At 73.6% G+C, this 2,670-nt stretch carries 4 protein-coding genes; 1 reads left to right on the forward strand and 3 read right to left on the reverse strand.

Annotated elements, in window-relative coordinates:
* Positions 1 to 33: 33 nt before the first annotated feature.
* The 3 genes from H0E84_RS01850 to H0E84_RS01860 are packed head-to-tail and all read right to left on the reverse strand — an operon-like array spanning position 34 to position 2,079.
* Positions 34 to 462: a ketosteroid isomerase-related protein gene (locus H0E84_RS01850; RefSeq protein WP_180676926.1), complete on the reverse strand. Its 429-nt coding sequence runs from the start codon at positions 460 to 462 to the stop codon at positions 34 to 36.
* Between the two features lie 22 nt (positions 463 to 484).
* The gene (locus H0E84_RS01855; protein ID WP_345776253.1) at positions 485 to 1,126 is read right to left on the reverse strand and encodes a YdcF family protein; all 642 of its coding nucleotides are present in this window, start codon (positions 1,124 to 1,126) and stop codon (positions 485 to 487) included.
* A complete protein-coding gene (locus H0E84_RS01860) occupies positions 1,108 to 2,079 on the reverse strand; it encodes a pyridoxal-phosphate dependent enzyme (protein WP_180676927.1) in 972 nt (323 codons plus the stop codon). The genes H0E84_RS01855 and H0E84_RS01860 overlap by 19 nt, the downstream gene beginning before the upstream one ends.
* 119 nt (positions 2,080 to 2,198) lie before the next feature.
* On the opposite strand from H0E84_RS01860, the gene H0E84_RS01865 reads away from it, so the two are divergent.
* The coding region (locus H0E84_RS01865; protein WP_180676928.1) for a hypothetical protein at positions 2,199 to 2,670 on the forward strand (472 nt) is incomplete at its 3' end.

Raw genomic sequence — 2,670 nt, forward strand, 5'->3', positions numbered from 1 at the left:
GTAGGAGTGCGCGGTGCGCGAAGGCGGGAGCGTCTAGCCGGAGACCTGGCCCGTCCAGTCCTCGAGGTTGTAGTAGTTGCTGACCCGCGCGATGCGCTCGCCGCGGATCTCGAAGAATGCGCCGCCGGGCAGCCGGTAGCGCTGCCCGCGCGCTTCCGGCAGGCCGCCGTCGGTCAGCAGGTACTCGCCTTCGACCGAGTACTCGGCGGCGGCGCGGCTGCCGTCGGCGGTGGCCATGACCACGATGTCCCGCAGCTGTTCGCGGTAGTGCCGCTGCATGCGCTGCAGGAACGCCGCGAACGCCTCGCGTCCGGTCTCGCGCCCACCCTGGTTGAGGTCGTGGGCGATGTCGTCCGACAGCACCGCGAGCATGCCGTCCCAGTCGCCGCGGTTGAACGCCGCGTAGTACTGCAGCACCAGCTCGGTGGCGCGGTCGTGGCGGCGGGTGCCGTCGATCTTCATGCGGGCTCCGGTCGGAAGGCGGTCACTGCGCGGCCGGACGCCCGGCCAGCGCCGCCCAGTGGTCGCGGTGGAAGAAGTACACCTCGCGCAGCAGGAACTCCCAGCGCGATTCGAGGCTGCGAAAGCGGCTGGTCGGGGTGGCCGAGCCGAGCGCATCGATGCCCTCGGCGCGCGCCAGCCGCAGCGCCCGCGCCATGTGCAGCGGGTCGCTGACCAGGATCGCGCGCTGCAGGCCGTGGGCGCGCATCAGCGCCGCGGCCTCGGCCAGGTTCTGCTGGGTGGTGCGCGAGACGGTCTCGATCAGGATCGCCCGTTCCGGCACCCCTTCGCGCTGGGCGTAGCTGCGCGCCACCTGCGACTCGGCAAAGCGCGCGCCGCTGCCGCCGTAGCCGCCGGTGAAGATCAGGGTGTCGGCCAGGCCGCGCTGGTACAGGTGAACGCCATGGAGGATGCGCTGCTCGAAGACCGGCGACGGGCGGGCGTCGTAGGCGGCCGCGCCGAGCACGATGATGGCGTCGGCGGCCCCGGCCTGGTCGCGCTCGCCGGACCAGACGATGAAGGTGGCGACGCCGGCCAGCCACAGCGCCAGCAGCGTGCACAGCCGCAGCAGCCAGCGCAGCGGGCCGGCGCGGCGCCGGCCGCGGCTCAGGTGCCGGCGCCGCACAGCGCCTCCAGGTCGACGTTGCCACCGCTGAGCACGATGCCCACGCGCTGGCCCGCGAAGCGCGGGCGGTGCTGCAGCACCGCCGCCAGTGCCACCGCCGAGGACGGTTCCACCAGCTGCTTGCTGCGCTGCCAGAACAGGCGCATCGCCGCGAGCGTGGCGTCGTCGTCGACGGTCAGCGCCTCGGCGCCCGCCGCGCGAAGGATCGCCAGGTTGGGTGCGCCGATCGTTGCGCGCAGGCCGTCGCAGACGGTGTCCGGCACCAGGTCGGCGACGCGCTCGCCGCGCGCCAGTGAGGCCGCGGTATCGGCCGCACCCGCCGGCTCGGCGAGATACAGGCGGGTGCGCGGCGACACCCCGGCAAGCGCGATCGCGGTGCCCGCGCCGAGGCCGCCGCCGCCGACCGGCACCACCATCGCATCCAGGTCGCCGCCGGCGCCGAGCAGTTCCAGCGCCGCGGTCGCCTGGCCGGCAATCACCCGGGCATCGGCATACGGATGCACCAGGTTCGCGCCGGTGCGTCGACGGACCGCCTCGCAGGCGGCCTCGCGGGCGTCGATCCCCGGCTCGCAGCGGTGCAGCACCGCCCCGTAGGCGGCGATCGCCGCCAGCTTCGGCGCGACCGCACCGGCAGGCACCACCACGTGGCAGGCGATGCCGCGGGTGGCTGCGGCCAACGCCAGGGCCGCGCCATGGTTGCCGGAGGAATGGGTGACCACCCCGCGCGCCGCCTGCTCCGGGGCGAGTGACCAGACCGCATTGCAGGCGCCGCGGAACTTGAACGCACCGGCGCGCTGCAGGTGCTCGGCCTTGAACAGCAGGCTGCAGCCCGCCTCTGCGTCGAGCGAGCGGACGCGCAGCACGGGCGTGGCGTGGGCGTGCGGGGCAATGCACGCGGCCGCTGCCAGCACGTCGGCGAACGCGGGCGTTGCGAAGTCGGGGGACGGGGACATCGCCGCAAGCGTAGCGAAGGATGCGGCATTCAGCTATTGCAACGCGATTTCGCCGGATTAAGCACGGATTCAACGCCGCGAGCCGATGCTGGTCGAACACACAGGACAGGGGGCGGCTCATGAGGCTCCGCAATCTCGCCATCGCCGCCATCGCCATTGCCCTGCTCGGCGGCTGTGCCAGCTACGGCTACCGCGGCGGCAGCGGCGACTACTACTACGGCCGGTCCGGTTCCACCCATCACGGCTACGGCGCGCCCTACGGCAGCGTCGGCTACGGCTATCCGGGCGGCTGGCGCGGCAGCGCCGGCTATGGGTACCAGTACGGATACCCCTACTACGGCCATACCCGCTATGGCTACGGCCACCGCTACCCGGGCTACGGCTACTACCCGCCGTACTACTACCACCACCAGCGGCCGATCGTGGTGCATCCGCGTCCGCGGCCGGACCAGCAGCGCCCCGATCGCGACGGCCGCCGCCCGCCCTGGCGCGACCTCGGCGGCATGCGCCTGATCGAGCACCGCGAAGCGCCCGAGCGCATCGAGGCCCGGCGCCCGGCGGGCCAGGCCGAGGGCCGGCCGCGGCCGGCCA

Origin of the sequence: Luteimonas salinisoli (assembly GCF_013425525.1) — a bacterium.
GTDB classification, from domain to species: Bacteria; Pseudomonadota; Gammaproteobacteria; order Xanthomonadales; family Xanthomonadaceae; genus Luteimonas; species Luteimonas salinisoli.